A 16,149-nucleotide genomic window follows, 5' to 3' on the forward strand; every position below is an offset into this window, starting at 1 on the left:
GCGGGCTCGGGTGGTCGGGCTGGGGTGGTCGGGCTCGGGTGGTGCGGATCGGTCAGGCGGCGGCCGAGTGCGGCCGTGCGCGTCGGAAGGATGAGGGGTTCACTGCTCGTCGTGGTTGGCGATGTGGGGGAACGCGCGCGCCACGAGGAGCTCGACGAGGTCGATGGCGTAGTAGCAGACGAGACCCAGCGCGCTGACCACCACGAGTGCGGCGAACATCATCGGGGTGTCGAGTTGTGTGGAGGCGAACTGGATCAGGTATCCGAGCCCGTTCTGCGATCCCGCGAACTCGGCGACGACTGCGCCGATCACGGCGAGCGTGATGGCGATGCGGATGCCGGCGAAGAGGTTCGGGAGGGACATCGGCAGCTGCACCTGGTACAGGATCTGGTTGCGGGAGGAGCCGACCGACCGCATGAGCAGCAGGTGGTCCTCGTCGATGCGCTTGAGGCCCAGCACCATGTTGATCGTGATCGGGAAGAAGGCCATGACGACGATGAGCACGAGCTTGGGCACCATCGAGTACCCGAACCAGAGGATGAAGATGGGCGCGAGCGCGACCTTCGGGACGACCTGGAAGAGGACGATCAGCGGATAGACGGCGCGCTCGACCCACTCGAAGCGGACGATCACGAGGGCGAGCACGATGCCGACCACCACGCTGATGAGGAAGCCCGCGATCACCTCGGCAGCAGTGATCCAGGTGGCGGGGCCGAGGATTCCCCACCCTGTGACGAGCTCGGCCGCGATCTCCGTGGGCTTTGCGATGACGTAGCTGGAGACGCCGAACACGACGACGGCGGCCTCCCAGAGCACGAGGACGACCAGGAGGAGCAGCGCCGCGGGCCAGACCCGGCCGGCGGCCGCCGCGAACGCCTGGACGGCGGTGCGGGCCGGGGGGGGGCTCGTGGAGGTCGTGGGGGACGACAGCGTGGTGGTCATGCGATCGCTTCCTTGATCTGCGCGGGGTGCAACTGCTCGCGGAGCCGCGCGGTGTACTCGGCGAATCGTGGCGAGGAGAACGCCTCGTCGGTGCGGGGGCGGGGCAGCTCGACCTCGACCGTGTCGACGACCCGGCCGGGGTTCGCCGCCATCATGTGCACCGTGGAGCTGAGGAAGACGGCCTCGGAGATCGAATGGGTGACGAAGAGGATCGTCTTGCCCGTGGCCGCCCAGATATCGGCGAGCGTCGTGTTCATGGTGTCGCGGGTGATCGCGTCGAGAGCTCCGAACGGCTCGTCCATGAGAAGGATCGTGGGGTCCATCGCGAGGGCCCGCGCGATGGAGACCCGCTGCGCCATCCCTCCCGAGAGCTCGTGCGGGAGACGGTCGGCGGCGTGCGAGAGCCCCACGAGTTCGAGCGCCTCGTCGGCTGCGCGGTAGGCCTCCTTGCGATCTCCCCGGGCGAGGTGACGCAGGTGGGCCGCATTCTCTCGAGCCGTCTTCCAGGGGAGCAGCGCCGCGCGCTGGAGCACGAGACCGATCTCCTTGTCGCGCACGGCGTCGGCTGCCGACTTCTCGCCGATCCGCACATCTCCCGCGGTAGGACGCAGGATGCCACCGAGGATCTTCAGCAGAGTGCTCTTGCCGCATCCCGAGGGGCCGAGGAGTGTGACGAAGCTACCCGGATCGATCTCGATGTCCAGGCTCTGCAGCACCGTGTTGGACCGGCCACGACGTGTGAACGTCATCTCGATGCCGCGTGCCGTGATCCCCGAAGAACTCACATCGACTCCCTTTTCTCATCATATGAAGCGGGTCTATCGCATTGAGATGATTCTGTAGGGGATGCGCCAGCGGTTGCAAGCATTTTCTTGCGATGTAACAATCGATTTACACGATCGAAACGCAGGAGTGGAGACCGTGAGTTGAGCGAGCCCGCACAGCGCTCATCAGCAGGCGTGAACCCCCGGTCGGTCACTCCCCGATGGGGGTCGCCTCAGCCTGCGCGGCCTGCGCCCCGCGACCCCAGCGGAACGGCGACACGGTCGGATCACCCGCGATCCAGAACCTCCACGGGAACACATGCGTGCCGGCGACCCCGGCCACACCCACGCGCGGACCGCTGACGACATCCGCGACCGGAGGGTCGGCGAGCCACAGCTCGGCCGTCGCCCCGTGCCACTCCTCGCCCGTCACGGCGTCGATGCCGTCATGCAGCGGATGCCGCAGCCCCGCGGCCTGACCGAACCGACCCGGCCCCTTCGCGAGGTCGCGCCGCGCGATCGGCGTGAGCGGCAGGGTCGCGCCGCGGCGGAGCGCAGCGGCATCCGCCCCTCCAACGACCTCGCCGGCTCTCAGGAGCACACCGCCTGCTGTGCCTTCCGGTCCGCACACGACGTTCACGCACGAATGGATGCCGTGGCTCAGATATACGTACAGGTGACCGGGCTCGCCCCACATGGTCGCGTTGCGCGCCGTGCGCCCCATACGAGCGTGCGACCCAGGATCCGGCAGGTCGCCGGTCCCCTGCCCGTGATAGGCCTCGACCTCGCTGATGCGCAGCCGTACCTCGTCCCCTCCGACGACCGTGCGCAGGTGCGCTCCGAGCAGCCGCGGGGCGACGTCGAGCGGCAACCCGGCGAGGTCGTCGCGGCGCGCCCGGCGCATGCTCGAGCCCATGTCAGAACTGGGGAGGCGTCTGGCACCACGACGCGTCGAAGCCGGTGAGGGCCACCATCTCGTCGCCGGTGCGCAGGTCGAACAGGTGAGTCTCGACGTTCTGCGGCAGCGGGAGCAGCATCTGGTCGTATGCGTTGGTGGCGAGGTCGGGGGCGATCACAACCGCGGCGTACTGCCCGCTCGGTGATGCGCAGGCCTGCATGATCGAGTCGGCCGCTCCGACCTCCGCGAGGGAGGTCGCCGTGCCGTCGTCGGCCACGCGGATGACGGCCTGCCCGATGGGGAGACCGTTCTCGTCGCGCGCCGTGACGTGACGGAGGGTCCCACCGGGGAACGGCGTGATCGTGTTGGCCGTGCCGTAGTCGGGGTTCGACGCGGGCAGGGGCTGCTCCGAGCCGTCGGCGAGGTTCAGCTGCACCACCGAGCCGTCGACCTGCTCGACGATGGCCGTGTAGGTGCCGCGCGAGATGCCCTGGATGTTCGCCGCGAGCCCGAGCGATTGCACCCCGGCGTCGCTCGCGTGGTCGATCAGCGAGAGCGCACCGTCGAAGTCGATGAAGAGCGCCGCCGCGCTGTCGGGCACGAACTGCCAGGAGATGATGTTGGCCTCCTTGCCGCCGACCTCGGCGATCTGCGGCTCGTCGTCGCCCGACAGCGACTGCGTGACCAGCACGCTCGCCCGCCCCTCGGTGTCGCTGAGGTCGCGATCGGAGTACGTGTAGCCGACGAGTCCGCCGCGCTCCGACACCTGGATGCCGCCGCTGATGTAGCCGACCCCGGGCAGCGGGAGCTCGCGGACGTTCTTGCCGTCGCGATCCATCACGAGGAGCTTCGAGACGTCCTTCTCCTCGATCGCGACGACCAGCTTGTCTGATGTCGCGCGGAAGTCGTCGATCTTGTCGGCCGCGTACACCGGCACGGCCTTCTCGCCGCTGAGGTCGGTGCGGAAGATGGTGTCGTCGCCTTCGGCGTCGCGCTTGAGCAGGAAGATGCTCGACGCCGGCGTGGTGAAGCTCTGCACGAGATCGGTCGACGGACCGCCGCCGGTGCCGGTGGCCCCGGCGACCGTGACGGTGTACGTCGTGTCGTCGTCGAGCGGGACAGTGAAGCGGATGCCGACCCCTCTGCCCGACGCGTCGACCGTGAACGGCACGGCGGGTTCGACGGTGACCTGCGAGTCGTCGATCGGCGCGAGAGCCTGGTTCGCGGTGAGGATGATGCGGCTCCCGCTGGACTCGATCGCGTGCTGTGGATCGACCTGCACCCGCGTGATGCGGGGGCCCTGGGTGAGGCTCGCGAACCCGAGGCCGGCAGACACGAGCACCAGGATGCCGAGCACCGCAGTGAGCGCGATGCCGAAGCGCCGACCGGATGCGCGCCCGACGGCGGAGGTTTCGGCGGTGTGGGGGTCTGCGGTGCCTGCGCCCCCGGCGGCCCGGGCGGTCGCGGGTGGGGCGGTCTCGGCGACGTCTGCGGCGGCAGCAGCTTCGGCGGCGGTGGCTTCGGTGGCCGTGGCAGCTTCCGCAGCGGCAGCAGCTTCCGCAGCGGCAGCAGTGTCGGCAGCGGCAGCTGCCTCGGCGGCGGCAGCAGCGGCGGCCTCACGGGCCGCGAGCTCCCGCTCTTCCGCCAGGTGCTGCTCGGCCAAGCGGCGCAGGCTCTCACGCTCAGCCGCGACGAGGGCGGCGTCGTGCTGCTCCGCAGCGGCCCGCTGCGCGGCTTCTTCTGCGGAGAGCTCCTGCGCGGCAGCGCTCTCGGGGATCCCCGATGGAACAACCGGCGCGGCCTCGGCCTCAGTACGCTCGTCGTCCTCGACGGCACGAGCACGCTGTGCCTCCGCCGCCTCCCGCTCGGCTTCCTCGACGGCACGAGCACGCTGCGCGTCCGCCGCCTCCCGCTCCGCCTCCGCCTGCTCCGCATCAGCTCGTGAACGCTCGACCTCGGCCGCGGCGCGCGTCCGTTCCGCAGCGGCATCCGCGGCGGCTCGCTCAGCGGCGGCTCGCTCGGCCTCGGCACGCGCGGCGGCCTCTCGGGCAGCGCGCATCTCGGCCCGCGTGCGCGGCACCGCCGGCGCGTCGGGACGCTGATCGTCAGTACTCATAGGGGTCCCCGGGCTCGGCGATGGCCTCGACTGCGGTCGGCACGATGTGCAGCGAGCCGTCGGCATCCGCCTTCACGGTTCCGGTCACCTGCACCCACTGGCCGGTCTTGTACTCGCCCGCGTCCATCGTCACCGGAACGTTCGCCGGCTGCGCGTCGATCACGCAGTGCGTGATGACGAGCCGCGTGAGGTTCACGCCCTTGCCTTCCGCCGGAGTGATGAACCCGGTCAGGCTCACCGCGGTTCCGTCGTACGAGGCGGTGTTCGTGGCCGTCGCGAAGACGCTCGCCCAGTCGCCGACCTCGAACGTCGACGTGTCGGCGACACCCAGGGTCACGTCGTCGGCCCCGGCGAACAAGGCCGACGACTCCCCCGCTCGCGACATCGCGAGCTCCACAGACAGCGAGGCAGGGGGCAGCACGAGAGCGGCCACCACCACACCAGACGCGATCACGCCGCCCGACACGGTCGCCGCGGTCGACAACGGCCGGCGCGCCCCATGCTCGTGGTCGTGCCCATGGTCGTGACCTTCTTCGGCGCCGAGCGGCAGCGTGCACGACCAGATCGCTCCCGCCAGCGTCACGACGGCCGCGGCACAGGCGAACCACACCGACTCGGGGCTGATGTACAGCGTGAGTCGCCCGGTGACTCCGAGGCCGAGGGTCACGACCGCCACCACGGTGGCGAGACCGATGCCGAGCCACCGGGTGCCGAGGGCTCTGGCGCGGGAGGGAGCGTGCTCAGACAAAGACGTTCACCCCGATCCCGATCGCGAAGGCCGCCAGCAGCACCACACCCACGATCACGGCGAGCACGCGCGTCATGAAGGTCGTGCGCATGAGGGCCAGCATCTTGACGTCGACGAGCGGTCCGACGAGGAGGAAGGCGATGAGCGCGCCCGACGAGAACGTCGACGCGAACGACAGCGCCACGAACGCGTCGACGTTCGAGCAGATCGCGACGGTGATCGCGAGCGCCATCATCGCGACGATCGACAGCACGGGGTTGGATCCGATCGCGAGCAAGACGTCGCGCGGAATGAGCACCTGCACGGCCCCGGCGAGCGCCGACCCGATCACGAGCGCCGGCATCACGGCGCGCAGCTCGATGAGGAACTGCGTGAGGCTGCGGCGCACGGGCGTCCCCGGTTCATGGACGACCCGTTCGCACGTGTCGACGAACCTCTGCGTCAGCAGCGCGTCGGGCGACGGATGCCGGCTGAACAGCCACCCGATCAGGTTCGCGATGATGTAGCCGCCGACGAGACGGGCGATGAGGATGCCGCCGTCGAACCCGAACGCCGCGTGCGTGGTGAGGATCACGATCGGGTTCACGATCGGCGCCGCGATGAGGAAGGTGAGGGCTTCGGCGGGCGCGAGCCCGCGCATCATGAGACCGCGGGCGAAGGGAACATTGCCGCACTCGCACACCGGGATCAGCATCCCGAGCAGCGACAGCACGGCACGACGAGCCCATGCGCGCTTCGGCAGCCACCGGTGGATCACGTCGGCGGGGAGCCACACCTGCACCACGATCGACAGCAGCACGCCGAGGATGACGAACGGCAGCGCCTCGATGAGAACGCTCAGCGACAGCGTGAGACCATCCTGCACGCGGTGCGGCAGCGACGCTTCGTACAACGACGGCACGAGCCGGTCGATCGCGAACAGCGCCGCCACGATCGCCGCGCCGATGACGACGCCGATCCACGGCGATCTCGGCGTCGACGGACGCTGCGCGTGCGGACGCGAGGGCGACGGCGTGCGGGCGGCGGTCGAGGTCACGCGCCCGCTGCCTCGGCGTCGCGCTTGTTGGTGCACGGGGCGCAGAGCCCGAAGATGTCGACGACGTGCGCGGCATCCGTGAACCCGTGCAGCGCCGCCGTGCGGTGCGCCCACTGCTCGACGTCTTTCGCCTCGATCTCGACGGTGAGCCCGCACGAGCGGCAGATCAGGTGGTGATGGTGCCCCTGGGTCGTGCAGGCACGGTAGAGCGCCTCTCCGTCAGGGCTCTGCAGCGAGTCGGCGTCGCCGGATGCCGCGAGCCCGGCGAGCGCGCGATAGACCGTCGCCAGCCCGATGCCGGTGTTGTCGTCGCGGAGGGTCGCATGAAGGCTCTGCGCGCTGACGAAGCCGCGCGCGTCGGCGAGCGCTTCGCGCACGCGCTCACGCTGCCAGGTGTTCCGCTGAGCCATAGTCCGATTCTAGGCCGCGGGGTTGTCCGCGGCCTGAGAGCGAGAACGTTGTATTCCGGGTGTGCGGCACGCGACGGCGAGCGCGCCCGCGCACGCTGCCGAGCACGCCCGCGCGTGCGGCCGTGCGCGCGATCAGACCCTCCGCACGCGCGACCGCACGGACTGCACGATCCAGCATCCGCCGTAGATGAGGAACGACAGGGTGGTGATGTACGGGCTCACGGGGAGTGTGCCGGCGAGCGCGAGGAGGATGCCGCCGACAGCGGCGACGAACCCGAACAGGGCGGCGAGCAGAGGCACGGCCACCGGCCCCGCCGCGACCCGCATTGCGGCGGCCGCCGGCGTCACGAGCAGCGCCATCACGAGCAGCGCGCCGATGATGTGCACGCTCACGGCGACGATGAGCCCCAGCAGCACCATGAACACGAGGCTCACCGCCCGCGTCGGAACTCCTCGCGCCGCGGCCGCCTCGGGGTCGAGCGAGTCGAAGCGCAGCGGGTTCCACATCACCAGCAGCCCGACCAGCACGACGAGGCTGATGGCGATGAGCCAGCCGAGGTCGGGGCTCGACACCGACACGATCTGGCCCGTGAGCAGGCTGAAGCGGTTGGCGCTGCGCCCGTCGTACAGCGAGAGGAACAGGATGCCGAGGCCGAGGCCGAACGGCATCAGCACGCCGACGATGGAGTTGCGGTCGCGCGCCTTCGCGCCGAGCAGCCCGATGAGGATCGCCGCGACGAGCGCGCCCCCGAGGGAGCCGGCCACGACGCTCCCGCCGAAGAGCAGCGCGGCGGCCGCCCCCGCGAACGAGAGCTCGCTCACGCCGTGCACGGCGAACGCGAGGTCGCGCTGCATCACGAAGACGCCGATCAGCCCGCCCACGAGCCCGAGCACGGCACCGGCGACGATCGAGTTCGCCAGGAGGGCGACGAGCTCGCCGTAGTCCTGGAAGGAGAAGATGTCGCCCCAGTTCACGCGGCACCTCCGTGGTCGTGGTCGTCGTCGTGCGGATGGTGCGGCTCGGCATCCGGCACCCCGACGACGACCAGCCGATCGCCGGCGCGCAGCACGAACACCGGAGTGCCGTACAGCTCGGTGAGCACGCGTGTCTGCAGCACCTCGTCCGGCGTGCCGAGCAGGAACCGCCCGCCCGCGATGTAGAGGATGCGATCGACCTTGCCGAGGATCGGGTTCACGTCGTGCGTGACGAACAGCACGGCGGCTCCCCGTTCCCGGCGCTGCCTGTCGATGATGTCGGTCACGGCGACCTGGTTGGCGAGGTCGAGGGCCGAGAGCGGCTCGTCGCACAGCAGCAGCGACGGCTGGTCGGCGAGCGCCTGCCCCACGCGCAACCGCTGCTGCTCGCCGCCGGAGAGCAGTCCCACCCGCTGATCCGCGTAGTGCGACGCCCCCACCGACTCGAGCAGCCGGTCGACCCTCGCCCGGTCACCGCGGCGCGGGATCGGCAGGCCGAAGCGGCTCCCCTGCACTCCCAGGGCTACCAGGTCGCGCGCTCGCATGCTCGTGTCGGGGGCGATCGCCCGCTGCTGGGGCACGTACCCGATACGCGGGTTGCCCCGGCGCACCGGCTCCCCCGCGACCCTGATCGTGCCGGCGGAGAGCGGCTGCAGGCCCAGGATGCTGCGCAGCAGCGTGGTCTTGCCGGATCCGGACGGCCCGAGGACCGCGATGAACTCGCCGGGGTCGACGGTCAGGTCGAGTCCCGACCACAGCTCGCGGTCACCGCGCCGCAGGGCGGCTCCGGAGATCTCCAGCACCGGGCCCGTCGCCGCCGTGTCGGCTGCGCGGACGCCGCCGCTCACGAGGCGAGGGCGTCGGCGAGGCTCTTGATCGCGTCACGCATCCACTCAGCGTACGACGATCCGTCCTCCAGCAGCTCCGTGAACGAGACGACGGGGATGCCGGCCTCCTTCGCCGCGTCTTCGACGCGCTGCGTCTCGGAGCCGCCGGTCTGGGCGTTCGTGAGCACGGCGCGCACCTCTCCGCCCTTGATGACGTCGAGCGCCTGCAGCAGGGTCGCCGGAGCGACGTCGGTGCCCTCCTCGACGGCCTCGGCGAAGCCCTCCGGCGTGACGTCGGTGAGCCCGGCCGCCTCGGCCAGGTAGCCGGGCAGCGGCTCGGTGATGAACACGGCCGCGCCGCCCGCGTCGGTCTTGAGGGTCTCGAGATCGGCTTCGAAGCCCTCGAGCTCGCCGGTGATGTCGTGCGCGGCGGCCTCGAAGTCGCCTGCGCCATCGGGATCGAGCTCGGTCAGCTCGTCGGCGATGGCCTCGACGACGTGCGTCATGGTGTGCGGGTCGAACCACACGTGCTCGTTGAAGCCCTCGATGTGATCGTGGCCCTCGTGGCCCTCGTCACCGTGGTCGTGATCGTGGTCGTGGTCGTGAGCCTCGCCGTCGGCATCCGCCTCATGTTCGTCGGCATCCGCGTCGTGACCCTCGTTGCCCGGGTAGTCGTGCGAGTACTCCACGGCCGTGATCACCGGGGTCTTCGCGTCGCCGATGAGGGAGTCGATGAAGGAGTCGTATCCGCCGCCGTTCTCGATCACGAGATCGGCCTTCTGCACCGTGAGCCGGTCGCGCGCGCTGGCCTCGTAGGAGTGCGGATCCTGCGAGGCGTTGTCGATGAGGCTGGTGACGTCGACGCGGTCGCCGCCGATCTGCGCCACGAGCGAGCCGTAGACGTTGGTGGAGGCGACGACCTGGATGACGTCACCCGACGCACCGCCCGCTCCCGATCCCGCTCCGCTCTCCGTGGTGGCAGCGCAGCCCGCGAGGGCGAGGGCTGTGGCGGAGGCGAGAGCGAGGGCGGCGAGAGGCTTGTGCATGGCTCCACTCTAAACGTTAATGAGAACCATTATCAAATCCGCTCGCCGCCCCGCTCCTGACCACTCAGCCGATGAGCTCCTGCGGCGCGATCCAGACCGTGCTCTCCCCGGGCAGCGCGCCCCCGTCGACCGGGCCGAGCACCACGGCGTCGGCGTCCGCTCCGAGATCGAACGGCTCTGCACCGAAGTTCGTCACGACCTGCCAGCCGTTCGGACGCGCGAACCGCAGCACGTCGACGCGCCCCGTCTCGACCCACTCCAGGCTCTCGGCGGTCTGCAAGCGGTGGCGCAGCCGCAGCGCCTCGCGATACAGCGACAGCGTCGACGAGGGGTCCGCCGCCTCCACGTCCACCGCGTACTCGGCGAACCACGAGGGCTGCGGCAGATGCGCGCCGTCCGCGCCGAACCCGAACGACGAGCCCTCCGCCGTCCACGGCAGCGGCACACGGCATCCGTCCCGCCCGAGTCCATCGAACTCGCCGCCGCGGAAGAATGCGGGGTCCTGCCGCTGCTCCGGCGAGATCTCGGCCACCTCGTGCAGCCCGAGCTCCTCGCCCTGGTAGAGGTACGTGCTACCGGGCAGCCCGAGCAGCAGCAGGGTCGCGGCGTGCGCACGCCGCCTGCCGCGCTCCCGGTCGAGCTGGTCGGCCGGGCCGCCGGCCTTGACCCACTCCGTGCCCTGCTTGACCGGCCGGCCGTTCAGCGGGGGAAGGCCGTACCGGGTGGCGTGACGCGTCACGTCGTGGTTCGACAGCACCCACGTCGTCGACGATCCGCTCAGCGTCGCCTGCGCGAGGTTGTCGGCGATGATCGAGCGGAACTGCTCGGCGTCGAAGTCGGCCACCAGCAGATCGAAGTTGAACGCCTGGCCGAGCCCCTCGGCCGAGGCGTACCGGGCGCGGCGCTCGGGCGTCGAGACCCACGCCTCTGCGACCGCGGTGCGCGGCGGGTCGTAGGAGTTGAACACCTTGCGCCATTCAGCGTAGATCTCGTGCACCTCGTCGCGGTCGATGAGCGGATGCGTGCCGTCCTGGGGAAGCAGCTCCAGCTCGGCACGGCTCGGCAGCGGCTCGGTGAGATCCTTCGTGAGCATGTGCGCCACGTCGATGCGGAAGCCGTCGACGCCGCGGTCCGACCAGAAGCGCAGGGTCTTCAGGAAGTCCTCGCGCACCTCGGGGTTGTCCCAGTTGAGGTCGGGCTGCTCGACGGCGAAGTGGTGGAAGTACCACTGGCCGTCGTCGACCCGCTGCCACGCCGAGCCGCCGAACACCGACACCCAGTCGGTCGGCGGCAGCTCGCCGTTCTCGCCCGTCCCCTCGCGGAAGATGTAGCGCTCCCGAGCCGCCGAGCCGCGACCGGCGGCCAGCGCCTCCTGGAACCACGCGTGCCGGTTCGACGTGTGGTTGGGGACGATGTCGACGATCACCCGGATGCCGCGGGCGTGCAGCGCAGCGACCAGCTCGTCGAAGTCGGCGAGAGTGCCCAGGCGCGGGTCGACGTCACGGTAGTCGTCGACGTCGTAGCCTCCGTCGGCGAGCGCCGACGGGTAGAACGGGCTGAGCCACACCGCGTCGATGCCGAGATCGGCGAGGTAGTCGACCCGCGACAGGATGCCGGGGATGTCACCGATGCCGTCGCCGTTCGCGTCGGCGAAGCTGCGGGGATAGATCTGGTAGACGGCGGCCTGCCGCCACCAGGCGGCGGTGTCGTCGGTGCGGGCCTCGGCGGTGGACGCGTCGGTCATGAGGGGTACAGCTCCGTTCTGTGGGGGTGGTGTCGGATGGTCGTGGTGCCCGTGCGGCGCCGGTCAGCCCTTGACGGCGCCCTGCGTGACGCCCTCCATGACCCAGCGCTGCGTGAACAGGTACGCCACGATCGCCGGGGCCATCGCCATGAGGTACGAGGCGAACGCGACGTTGTAGTTGTTGCTGAACTGGTTCTGGAACAGGTTCTGCCGCACCGGCAGCGTTTGCAAGGCCGGGTCGGAGATGATGAGCGACGGCATCATGAAGTCGTTCCACGCGTAGAGGAAGGCGAAGATGCCGACCGTGGCGCTCATGGGCGCGAGGAGGGGGAAGATGAGCTTCCAGAAGGTCTGCCACGTCGTGGCGCCGTCGATGCGCGCGCTCTCCTCGAGCTCCAGCGGGATCGACCGCAGGAACGCCGTGAACAGCAGCACGCTGAAGCTGAGCTGGAACATGGTGGCCAGGATGATGACGCCGACCGGGTTGTCGAGCCCGACCCGGCCGGTGAGCTGGATCTGCGGCAGCGCCACCACGGGGAAGGGGATGAACATGGCGGCCAGCAGGTAGAAGAACGACCAGCGGAACAGCCGACGGTCCCAGTTGCGCACGATGGCGTACGAGGCGAACGCGGCGAGGACGATCGTGAGGAACACGGTGCCCGCCGTGACGAACAGCGAGATCGCGGCGCCGACCGGGAACTTCGTGAGGTTCCACGCCTGCACGAACCCGTCGACGCTGAAGGGGGCGGGGAACGAGAAGGCGTTGCCGTCGACGGCCTGGTCGGTCGTCTTGAACGCCATGGAGATCGTGGCGTACAGCGGGAGCAGCACGGTCACGGCGCACAGCATGAGGATGATGGTGCCCGACCAGTTGACGCGCTCCATCTTCACGCGGGGGCGACGGCCGGATGCCGGGATGGTGGTGAGTGTCTGCGTCGACATCAGAGTGCGTTCCTTCCGCGGGTCAGCGAGAGCTGGAGCAGGGAGATGAGCACGGCCACCACGAAGAAGATGGTCGCGTTGGCCATCTGGTAGGCGTAGTCGCCGCCGTTGAACCCCGCGATGATCGTCATCGCGACGCTGCGGGTGGCCGTTCCGGGGCCGCCGTTGGTCAGGCCGACGATGATGTCGTAGGCGTTGAGGAAGCCCTTGAAGCCGAGGATCACGTTGATGACCACGTATCCGGCCACGAGCGGCACGGTGATGCGCGTGAGCTGCTGCGCCTTGGTCGCGCCGTCGATCGACGCGGCCTCGTACACCTCGCCGGGGACCGACAACAGCCCCGCGATGTAGATGAGCAGCGTGCCGGGGATCGCCTGCCAGGCGGTGACGATGACGATCGCGACCCAGGCGAGGTCGGGGTTGGCCACGAGGCTCGTCGACAGCCACGGGATGCCGGTGGCCGCGCCGACCGCAGGCAGCGAGTTGGAGAAGAGGAAGTTGAAGACGTAGGCGATGATGATGCCCGAGATCACCATGGGGATCACGAAGATCGTGCGCAGGCCGGTCTTGAAGCGGATGCGGGAGGTGAGACCGACCGCGAGGAGGAACGCGATGACGTTCACGACGATCACCGTCGCGATCGAGAACCCGAACGTGAAGAGATAGCTCTGCAGGATCGCGGGATCGCTGAACATCGCGATGTAGTTCGTCAGCCCGTTGAAGCTCCAGTCGCCGATGCCGATCGAGTCGGTGAAGCTGAAGAAGATGCCGACGACTGCGGGCACCGTGATCGCGAGGGTGAACAGCACGAGCGTCGGCACGAGGAAGAGGTAGTAGATCGGCTCGACGCGCCGCGAGCTGCGGCGGCGGGTGGTGTCGCCCTGCGTGACGAGCGTGGTGGTGGTGGTCATTCGCCGGACTCCTTCGTCTCGGTCTTCGGTGCGGGAGCGCGGAACGCGACGCGGGCCCAGTCGGCGTCCATCGTCCGCAGCGTGGACGACGGGTCCGCGCCCAGAGCCATGCCCTGCGCGTAGTTCATGACGGGGATGGTCTTCGGGACGAGCACCGAGGGGCCCTGGTAGATCTGGCCGGAGTCGTAGTACTCGATCATCCCGGCGATGCGCGGGTCGCTCGGCGGAGGAGCATCCGTCGTCGGGGTGAACCCGAGCTGCGACTCGTTGTACGCCTCGATGTTCTCGGGTTCGTAGAGGTACTCGAGGAAGTCGCGCGCCGCCTCCTGGTGGCGCGAACCCTCGGGGATCATGGCGGCGAGATCCATGTTGACGCGGACCTTGAGGTCGGCGGCGTCGTCCGTCATCGGCAGCGGGAACGTGCCGAGGTCGAGATCGGGCGAGGTCTTGGCGATCTCGCTGAACGCCCACGGCCCCTGCAGGTACATGGCGGCCTCGCCCTTCGCCATCGCGAGGTTGCCGTCGCCGTAGCCCCGGCTGGGGGCATCCGGGTTCACGTAGTTCTCGGTGAGCTGGAGCATCCGGTCCATGGGCTCGGCGAAGTCCTTCTGGAACGACACCTCGGAGTCCGGCCCGACGTCAACGCCCTCGTCGGCCATGGCGTCGAAGAAGTCGATGACGTCGAGCGAGCCGCCGACCGCGTAGTCGTACCACCCCTGTCCCACGGTCCAGTCGTCTTTGAACGTCGCGTAGAACGGAGTGATCCCGGCGGCCTTCAGGCGGTCGCACACGGCGATCAGCTCGTCCCAGGTGGTCGGAACGTCGATGCCCTGCTGGGCGAAGATGTCCTTGTTGTAGATGACGGATGCCGCCATCACCGAGTACGGCAGGGCGCTGACCCGCCCCTCGCACGAGCCGTACTGGTTCATCAGCGGCTGGAGGTCGGTGCGGACGCGGTCGGCGGCGTCGGTGTCGGAGAGGTCGGTGAGCGCGCAGCGCTGCACGAACCGCGCGACCTCGTAGTTGTAGTTGGCGAGCATGATGTCGGGCGGGTTGCCTCGCACGAAGCTGGCCGAGACGACGTCGACGCCCGAGGTGTCGATCTCGACGCGCACGTCGTCCTGCGAGGAGTTGTATCGCGCGACGAGGTCGGTCATGAACTCGATGGCCTCACGTTTGCTGAACGTGAAGCGGATGGTCTCGCGACCGTCGCCGGCTGCGCAGCCGGTCAGGGCGGCCCCGAGCAGGGCCAGAGCTGTCGCTCCCGCCGCGAGGCGCTGGGATGTGGCAGACACCGTCGTCCTTCCGATCTGTAGATTCCGAGAGTAAATCTAGTGAGCGAATTTACTTCGTCGGAAGGTACTGTCTCATTGGACGAAGGGCGAGGTCAAGAGCAGTGACAGAAGTCTCCGCAGATCTGGGCACCGGGCGCGCGAGCGTCGGAGCGGTGCTCGACTTCGCCTGGACGGCCGCGGAGTTCACCGCCACAGAGGTCATGGCGGGGACGGCTCTCACCCGCTCGACCGCGATCGACGCCGTCGACACCCTCGTCAGCGCCGGCATCCTGCGCGAGCTGCCGAACGCGAGGATGGCCGGCACATACCGGTCAGGACGACCGGCGCGCAGGTTCGAGCTCGTGCCCGACCTCGGCGTCGTCGTCGGCATCGACGCCGGAGACACGCACCTCGCCGTCACGGTCGCCGACCCGCTGCGCACCACGCTCGTGCAGCACCGCACGGAGGTCGACCCCGAGGAGACGCCGGAGGAACGCAGGGCGATCATCATCGACCGGCTCCGCGACGCGCTCGCGGAGGCGGGCAGGACCCGCGACGACCTGCTGGCGATCTGCGTCGGCGTCGCCGCGCCCGTGAACCGCGACGGCATCTCGCCTCCGCATCCCGACCGTTTCTGGGAGCGCACGAACCCGGGCCTGGCTGCGGCGCTGCGCGACTGGGCACCCGCCGTTGAGATCAAGAACGACGCCCTGCTCGCGGCCGTCGCCGAAGGCACGCAGGGAGCAGCGATCGGATGCCGGGACTACGTGGCCCTGCTCGCGGGCGAGCGCTTCGGCGGAGGCGTCGTCGTCGACGGCCACCTGCTGCACGGCGCGCACGGCGGCGTAGGCGAGGGCGTCGTGTTCGACCACATCATCGGCGTCGGCTCGGCGTTCGGCCTTGCACCCGCGCTGCACCACCAGCTGCTGGCAGCCGTCGACGCCGGCGAAGTCGACGTGAACAGCGCCGTCGGGCGGCTCGCCGACGCGGAGCGGATCGACCCGCGTCGCGTGCTCGCCCTCGCGGCATCCGGCGACCCCGACGCCCTGCTCATCGCCGGACAGCTCGGCGAGACCGTCGCCAGGGTCGTCGGCGTGCTCGGCAGCATGTACGACCCGGAGCGGGTGATCATCTGCGGCGCCGTGGCCGAGAGCATCGAGCCGGTGCTCGTCGCCGCACGTGCAGCCCTGCCGTCGCAGCTGCACCTCCCGGCGCCCCAGGTGCTGGCGTCGTCGCTCGGCGCCGATGTCGTGTCGCTCGGGGCGGTGGCGTCGGCGCGGCGTGCTGCCAGGGAGAGGGCCGTGCCCCTGCTCGCGGAGCGGCGGCTCGCTGCCAGAGCCTAGCTGGGCCCGGCGTGGCGAACCGCCTGTCCGTCGACGAGCAGTACGGGCGTGGCGCGATATCCGGGATGCTCCATGAGCGCGGTCGCGGGAGACAACCCGATAATGCGAATTAATTCCTGACGCCCCGGCTTTCCAGCCCGCGCGCCTCAGCTAATAATGCGCATTATCACCTT

The 16,149-nt window shown here is 69.7% G+C and carries 15 protein-coding genes; 1 reads left to right on the forward strand and 14 read right to left on the reverse strand.

The genetic code is table 11. The features are described from left to right. Window positions 1–99: 99 nt before the first annotated feature. The 14 genes from AB663_RS03300 to AB663_RS03365 form a co-directional block, all read right to left on the reverse strand. Window positions 100–942 carry an ABC transporter permease gene (locus tag AB663_RS03300; protein WP_067195819.1) on the reverse strand — a complete coding sequence of 281 codons (843 nt, stop codon included), beginning with the start codon at window positions 940–942 and terminating at the stop codon, window positions 100–102. Further along, entirely contained in the window at window positions 939–1,727 is a 789-nt protein-coding gene (locus AB663_RS03305; protein ID WP_198147916.1) for an ABC transporter ATP-binding protein, read from the reverse strand. The genes AB663_RS03300 and AB663_RS03305 overlap by 4 nt, the downstream gene beginning before the upstream one ends. A gap of 190 nt (window positions 1,728–1,917) precedes the next feature. Next, entirely contained in the window at window positions 1,918–2,622 is a 705-nt protein-coding gene (locus AB663_RS03310; RefSeq protein WP_067195821.1) for a DNA-3-methyladenine glycosylase, read from the reverse strand. A 1-nt stretch (window position 2,623) separates the two neighbouring features. Next, window positions 2,624–4,720: a hypothetical protein gene (locus AB663_RS03315; protein ID WP_198147917.1), complete on the reverse strand. Its 2,097-nt coding sequence runs from the start codon at window positions 4,718–4,720 to the stop codon at window positions 2,624–2,626. Further along, window positions 4,710–5,468, reverse strand: a complete 759-nt coding sequence (locus tag AB663_RS03320) for a TIGR03943 family putative permease subunit (protein WP_067195823.1) — start codon at window positions 5,466–5,468, stop codon at window positions 4,710–4,712. Before AB663_RS03320 ends, AB663_RS03315 begins: the two co-directional genes overlap by 11 nt. Then, window positions 5,461–6,504 carry a permease gene (locus AB663_RS03325; RefSeq protein WP_083511079.1) on the reverse strand — a complete coding sequence of 348 codons (1,044 nt, stop codon included), beginning with the start codon at window positions 6,502–6,504 and terminating at the stop codon, window positions 5,461–5,463. Before AB663_RS03325 ends, AB663_RS03320 begins: the two co-directional genes overlap by 8 nt. Next, window positions 6,501–6,914, reverse strand: coding sequence for a Fur family transcriptional regulator (locus AB663_RS03330; RefSeq protein WP_067195825.1), 414 nt, complete (start codon window positions 6,912–6,914; stop codon window positions 6,501–6,503). The genes AB663_RS03325 and AB663_RS03330 overlap by 4 nt, the downstream gene beginning before the upstream one ends. 132 nt (window positions 6,915–7,046) lie before the next feature. Beyond that, the gene (locus tag AB663_RS03335) at window positions 7,047–7,889 is read right to left on the reverse strand and encodes a metal ABC transporter permease (RefSeq protein WP_067195826.1); all 843 of its coding nucleotides are present in this window, start codon (window positions 7,887–7,889) and stop codon (window positions 7,047–7,049) included. Next, complete coding sequence (locus tag AB663_RS03340; protein ID WP_067195828.1) at window positions 7,886–8,737, reverse strand: metal ABC transporter ATP-binding protein; 852 nt, start codon at window positions 8,735–8,737, stop codon at window positions 7,886–7,888. Before AB663_RS03340 ends, AB663_RS03335 begins: the two co-directional genes overlap by 4 nt. Next, window positions 8,734–9,762 (reverse strand): metal ABC transporter solute-binding protein, Zn/Mn family, encoded by a 1,029-nt coding sequence (locus AB663_RS03345; protein WP_067195830.1) that lies wholly within the window; start codon window positions 9,760–9,762, stop codon window positions 8,734–8,736. The genes AB663_RS03340 and AB663_RS03345 overlap by 4 nt, the downstream gene beginning before the upstream one ends. 64 nt (window positions 9,763–9,826) lie before the next feature. After that, on the reverse strand, window positions 9,827–11,506 hold the full coding sequence (locus AB663_RS03350; protein ID WP_067195831.1) for a glycoside hydrolase family 13 protein: 1,680 nt from the start codon (window positions 11,504–11,506) through the stop codon (window positions 9,827–9,829). A 63-nt stretch (window positions 11,507–11,569) separates the two neighbouring features. Further along, entirely contained in the window at window positions 11,570–12,448 is an 879-nt protein-coding gene (locus tag AB663_RS03355; protein ID WP_067195833.1) for a carbohydrate ABC transporter permease, read from the reverse strand. Continuing rightward, window positions 12,448–13,359 carry a carbohydrate ABC transporter permease gene (locus AB663_RS03360; RefSeq protein WP_067195835.1) on the reverse strand — a complete coding sequence of 304 codons (912 nt, stop codon included), beginning with the start codon at window positions 13,357–13,359 and terminating at the stop codon, window positions 12,448–12,450. Before AB663_RS03360 ends, AB663_RS03355 begins: the two co-directional genes overlap by 1 nt. Further along, window positions 13,356–14,654, reverse strand: coding sequence for an ABC transporter substrate-binding protein (locus tag AB663_RS03365; RefSeq protein WP_232304619.1), 1,299 nt, complete (start codon window positions 14,652–14,654; stop codon window positions 13,356–13,358). Before AB663_RS03365 ends, AB663_RS03360 begins: the two co-directional genes overlap by 4 nt. Window positions 14,655–14,755: 101 nt before the next feature. Between AB663_RS03365 and AB663_RS03370 the strand changes: the two genes are divergently transcribed. Next, the gene (locus tag AB663_RS03370; protein WP_067195838.1) at window positions 14,756–15,976 is read left to right on the forward strand and encodes an ROK family protein; all 1,221 of its coding nucleotides are present in this window, start codon (window positions 14,756–14,758) and stop codon (window positions 15,974–15,976) included. Window positions 15,977–16,149 lie beyond the last annotated feature (173 nt).

The sequence above is a fragment of the Microbacterium sp. XT11 genome (assembly GCF_001513675.1).
In the GTDB taxonomy this organism is placed as follows: Bacteria; Actinomycetota; Actinomycetes; order Actinomycetales; family Microbacteriaceae; genus Microbacterium.